At 55.5% G+C, this 5345-nt stretch carries 4 protein-coding genes; 3 read left to right on the top strand and 1 reads right to left on the bottom strand.

Annotation, left to right across the window (positions count from 1 at the left end; genetic code table 11):
• Positions 1-236: 236 nt before the first annotated feature.
• Positions 237-1148, bottom strand: a complete 912-nt coding sequence (locus tag Q7U71_07680) for a CsgG/HfaB family protein (GenBank protein MDO9391636.1) — start codon at positions 1146-1148, stop codon at positions 237-239.
• A 431-nt stretch (positions 1149-1579) separates the two neighbouring features.
• Between Q7U71_07680 and thrS the strand changes: the two genes are divergently transcribed.
• The 3 genes from thrS to Q7U71_07695 form a co-directional block, all read left to right on the top strand.
• Positions 1580-3505, top strand: coding sequence for a threonine--tRNA ligase (thrS, locus tag Q7U71_07685; protein MDO9391637.1), 1926 nt, complete (start codon positions 1580-1582; stop codon positions 3503-3505).
• 96 nt (positions 3506-3601) lie between these two features.
• Positions 3602-4534 carry a GDP-L-fucose synthase gene (locus tag Q7U71_07690; GenBank protein MDO9391638.1) on the top strand — a complete coding sequence of 311 codons (933 nt, stop codon included), beginning with the start codon at positions 3602-3604 and terminating at the stop codon, positions 4532-4534.
• A gap of 103 nt (positions 4535-4637) precedes the next feature.
• On the top strand, positions 4638-5345 hold a 708-nt coding region (locus Q7U71_07695; protein MDO9391639.1), incomplete at its 3' end, for a hypothetical protein.

Below are 5345 nucleotides of genomic sequence, written 5' to 3' on the forward strand. Positions count from 1 at the left end.
GCAACGCCCGGAGAGTTATAAGCGACGAGCTTTTTCTTTTGGTTCTACTCTTTTTGGCGGTACAAAAAGAAAAGAACATGATCGGACTAAATCAGGTATTTTACTATATCCTGTACATACTTTCTACTTTTCCTGAGCAAGTTAGATATGCATTTAGAATATATAGGCCTTCGATTCAATAAAAAGAGGCTGCACATTTTGTGCAGCCTCTTTGACTTTGATGGCAATATCCCGAATTACTTCTCCCTTACCAAATCCTTTTCCTTCAATCCGCTTCCGCTCACTATCTTGGCCTTGGCGTACTGGTCCTTGGCGTCGACGATCTCGATGGTGCCGGCTTTGGTCTCTTCGGAACCCAGCGACAGCCCGGTCTCGGGGTCGATCACGTCCTCGCCCTTGGAGTAAACGGTGAATTTGTCGCCCACCTTGACGCCGCCCAGGGCTCCCGGCTTAAGCATCAGGGTCTTGTCGGGGTTGACCTTGAGCACCATCCCGGTCCAGGCCACTTTTTCCATGGCTCCGGTGATCATCTCAATTATCTTGTTGACCGCCTTGCGGGTGGCCTTGCCGGCCAGGGTCTCGTCAAAATGGGTGTCGTTGGAGAAACTGAACTCGTCGGTGCCGACATCCACGCCCTTCTTGCTCTCGTCCTCGGCTATGCCTTCGGCCGCCACGATCTCGCCGGTGGTGGTGTTCACCAGGCGGACATCCAGGCCCACCCGGGCGGTCTTGGTCTCGACCCCCAGCCGGTTGAGGCCGAACATGCCCTTGGAGACGGAGCTGCCCACCGATCCGCCAATCTTGGATGATTTTTCGCCGAACTCGTTGACGCTGCCGGTGACCATCAGCTCCACCCCCAGCAGTTTGCCCACCTGGGCCGCGCTCTGGGCGGTGACGGCCCCGCTCATCCCCAGCGACTGCTCCTGCATGATCTTATCCAGCTGCTGGCGCTCGATGACCATGAACTTTCCGGATTTCACCAAAGCGGTGGTCAGCATGTCGGCCATGCCGCTGCCGATGTGCCAGCCGCCGTGGCCGGTCTTGTCCTCAAAATCCATCACCGCCACCCGTTTTTTGAGCCCCTGGGCCAGTCCGATCGAAAAGCCCATCATCAGAGCCAAAGCCAGCAGGGTAAGTTTTCTTGACATGTTCTAGTCTCCTTTTGATGATTGTTTCCTCCCGCTAAAACTGCGGGACAAAAGTTATTTCTTTTTAGAGAATACCGGACTTTCAATTTAACATATTTGCCCGGATAAGTCAAGAACATCGTTCAAGTATTTTGCCCGAATTTTCTTGATTTTTTCAAGGTTTAATGGTAATATAATAAATTCTATAAGTTACTAATAAATAAACGGCTTAATCAGATAAAAGGCAACCATTCGGCCACAAAGACACTAAGACACTGAGGCCATAAATAATGAAAGAATCTAATGTAAAATCTTTGAGAATAAAATTTAAAAAATAAATTGCACAATAGTCTTTTAATCGTGAACCCAAGGTTTCATTTCCCTTTGCGACTTGGTGCCTTAGTGGCGCTAAATGGTAAAATTTCAAATTTCAAATTTCAAGGAAAATCAGCATGATCAAGATCACCCTGCCGGACGGCAAGATCAAGGAGTTCGAACCGGGCGTTTCCAGCCTGGATATCGTCAAATCAATAGGCGCGGGGCTGGCCAAAGCATCACTGGCGGCCACCCTGGACGGCAAGCCCGTCGACCTGTCGGCCAAGGTCGACCGCGACGCCAAATTCTCGGCTTTGACCTTCGACTCGGAGCAGGGCAAGGAAGTGCTGCGCCACTCGACCAGCCATCTGATGGCCCAGGCCGTCACCGGGCTTTTCCCCGGCACCAAGGCGGCCATCGGCCCGGCCATCGAGGACGGTTATTACTACGATTTCGACCGGCCCGAGCCCTTCTCCTCCGACGACCTGGCCAAGATCGAGAAGAGGATGGCCGAGCTGGCGGCCCAGGACATCACCATCGTCCGCCGGGAGATGCCGCGGGAGGAGGCCCTGGAGCACTTTAAACAGCTGGGCGAAAAATACAAGGTGGAGCTGATCGAGGCCCTGCCCCAGGGCGAGGTCATCTCCTTTTACCAGCAGGGCGACTTCATAGACCTCTGCCGGGGGCCGCACCTTCCCTCCACCGGGCGGATCAAGCACTTCAAGCTGCTGTCGGTGGCCGGGGCCTACTGGCGGGGCGACGAGCGCAACCAGATGCTGCAGCGGATCTACGGCACCGTCTTTGACAAGAAGGAGCAGCTGGACGAGCACCTGAACAAGCTGGAGGAGATCAAAAAGCGCGACCACCGGAAACTGGGCCGGGAGCTGGACCTGTTCTCGCTGCACGAGGAGGCCGGCCCGGGCCTGGTCTACTGGCACCCCAAGGGCGGCCGGATGCGGGTGCTGATAGAGAACCACTGGCGCCAGCGGCACTATGAAGAGGGATATGACATCCTGTTCACCCCCCACATGGGCAAGGAGTGGCTGTGGCAGACCTCGGGCCACCTGAATTTCTACCAGGACGGGATGTACTCCCCGATGGAGCTGGACAAGGCCAACTATTATGTCAAGCCCATGAACTGCCCGTTCCACATCCTGATCTACAACACCGGCCACCATTCCTACCGCGACCTGCCGCTGCGCTGGGCGGAGCTGGGCACGGTCTACCGCTACGAGCGGAGCGGGACCCTGCACGGACTGATGCGGGTGCGGGGCTTTACCCAGGACGACGCCCACATCATCTGCACCCCGTCCCAGATAGACGATGAGATCCTGAGGGTGCTGGACTTCTCGCTGTCGATGTTCAACGACTTCGGATTCAAGGACGTCAAGATCGAACTTTCGGTGCGCGACTCCAAGAACCTGGACAAGTACGCCGGAGGGGACGAGATGTGGGTCAAGGCCGAGGAGTCTTTGGTCAAGGCCCTCAAGGCCCGGAACATAGAATACGAAAGGATGGAGGGCGAGGCGGTTTTCTACGGCCCCAAGATCGACATCAAGATCAAGGATTCGCTCTCGCGGCTTTGGCAGTGCAGCACCATCCAGTTCGATTTCAACCTGCCCGAAAAGTTCGGCATGACCTACATCGCCGAGGACGGCAAGGAGCATAGGCCCTACATGGTCCACCGGACCCTGCTGGGAAGCATGGAGCGTTTCTTCGGGGTGCTGATAGAGCATTACGCCGGCAACTTCCCGCTGTGGCTGGCCCCGGTCCAGCTGATGGTGATGAACATCACCGACGCCCAGGCCGACTATGCCCGCCAGGTGGCGGACAAGCTTTCAGCTCGGGGCTTCCGGGTCCTGCTGAACCTGGGGGGCGAGAAGGTCGGGGCCAAGATCCGGGACGCAGAGATGCAGAAGATCCCCGGCATGGTCATCGTGGGCGCCAAGGAAGCGGAGTCGGGACTGGTCTCGCTGCGCCGCCACGGCATAGGGGACGCGGGGCAGATGACGGTGGAGGAGCTGGCGGAGAGGCTGAACAGGGAAGTGGCGGACAAGAAGTGACCTGGTCCGGGTGAAAGTGAAAAGCGGAAAGACTGGGAAGGCCTGAATAATAATTTCAGCGCATAGACAAAAAATATTTAGAGGAGGAAAGTGTCCATGGGTTTTTGGGACAATAAAAAGGTGGTGGTGACCGGGGGCCACGGATTCCTGGGTTCCTTCCTGGTCCAAAAACTGCGTCACAGCGGCTGCCAGAACATATTTGTTCCGGACATCAAGGATTATGACCTGGTGGACCTTGATGCGGTCAAACGGTTGTACCGCGATGCCAAGCCCGACATGGTCATTCATCTGGCGGCCAAGGTGGGCGGGATCGGGGCCAACCGGGAAAAGCCCGGAGAATTCTTTTATGACAACCTGATGATGGGCACCCAGCTGATGGAGATAGGCCGGCAAACAGGGATCGAAAAATTCGTGGCCCTGGGGACCATCTGCTGCTACCCCAAATTCGCCCCGGTGCCCTTCAGGGAGGATGATCTCTGGAACGGCTACCCCGAGGAGACCAACGCCCCCTACGGCCTGGCTAAGAAGATGCTGCTGGTCCAGTCCCAGTCCTACCGCCAGCAGTACGGCTTCAACTCCATATTCCTGATGCCGGTGAATTTGTACGGCCCCCGGGACAATTTTGACCCCGGATCGTCCCACGTCATTCCGGCCCTGATCAAGAAGATCCGCGACGCCCAGGCTTCGGGCCAAAAGGAGATCGTGGTCTGGGGAACGGGAAAAGCCACCCGGGAATTTTTATATGTCCAGGATGCCGCCGAGGGCGTGCTGCTGGCGGCGGAAAAATACCAGAAATCCGATCCGGTCAACCTGGGGGCCGGGTTCGAGATCTCCATCAGGGAACTGGTGGAACTGATAGCCCGGCTGATGAAGTTTGAGGGGAGGATCACCTGGGACGGCACCAAGCCCGACGGCCAGCCCCGGCGGATGCTGGATACCAGCCGGGCGGAGCAGGAGTTCGGGTTCAAGGCCACCACAAATTTTGAAGCAGGATTGGGGCGGACCATAGAATGGTACCTGAAACAATAGCTGCGCCACCTTCTTTTCCCTTCCCGCCGGCCAGGATCGACCGCGCCGCAAGCGCGCAGGTGCGGAAACGGGTTGAAATATTTTTAAAAGGAGTCTGTTGGAGATGAAAAAAAACAATGACATTGGGTCGCTGGTAAGGGTATTCAATGCCTATCGGCTGCTGATCGTCCTGTGCGGAGTTGTTTTTGCAGCGGTCGGCCTGTTTAAAAGCCTGACCTCGCCCCGTTTATATCAATGTGATGCGGTGATCTCGCTGCCGGAGATCGGCGATAAAATCGTCAGCACGGATGCCAAAGGGACTGTTTATGGCCTGGTCAATGTTTCCGAGACCAGGGCCATGCTGGACTTGTCATGGGACCGGGGCTACAAAAAAGGCGAGGCAGACATCAGTTCTGACACCCTGATGAAAAGACTGCAAAGGGTCAGAGTATCCGACATCCAAGGATCCAACACATTTTTCAAAATGTCAGTCCAAGTGTACAATAATCCCCAATCTTCGCCGGCTATAATGGACCGCTTGATTGAGTACCTTAACAACAATCAGTATGTCAAGAACAGGTACGAAATGGAGAGACGGGAACTGGAGAAGAACGTGCAGGATCTGCAGCTTACCCTTGACCAGGCGGTGAACGATAAAAATGAAGCGATCAAGTTATTGAAGCTGCGAAATCCTGTCGGCTTCAACCCCGTTGAGCTGGAATCCAAAGTGATGGAGGTAAAGAAGCAATACAACAGTGCCGTGAAAAGATTGTCGCTGGTCCACAACTATCAGTACGTGGACCGGCCGTATGTGAAGAAAAATCCGGTAAGC

This window comes from bacterium (assembly GCA_030655055.1).
Classification (GTDB): Bacteria; Edwardsbacteria; AC1; order AC1; family EtOH8; genus UBA5202.

Coding starts and splice junctions, on each gene's coding strand:
- Q7U71_07690 (MDO9391638.1), top strand. CDS start 3,602: ATGGGTTTTTGGGACAATAAAAAGGTGGTGGTGACCGGGGGCCACGGA.
- Q7U71_07680 (MDO9391636.1), bottom strand. CDS start 1,148: ATGTCAAGAAAACTTACCCTGCTGGCTTTGGCTCTGATGATGGGCTTT.
- thrS (MDO9391637.1), top strand. CDS start 1,580: ATGATCAAGATCACCCTGCCGGACGGCAAGATCAAGGAGTTCGAACCG.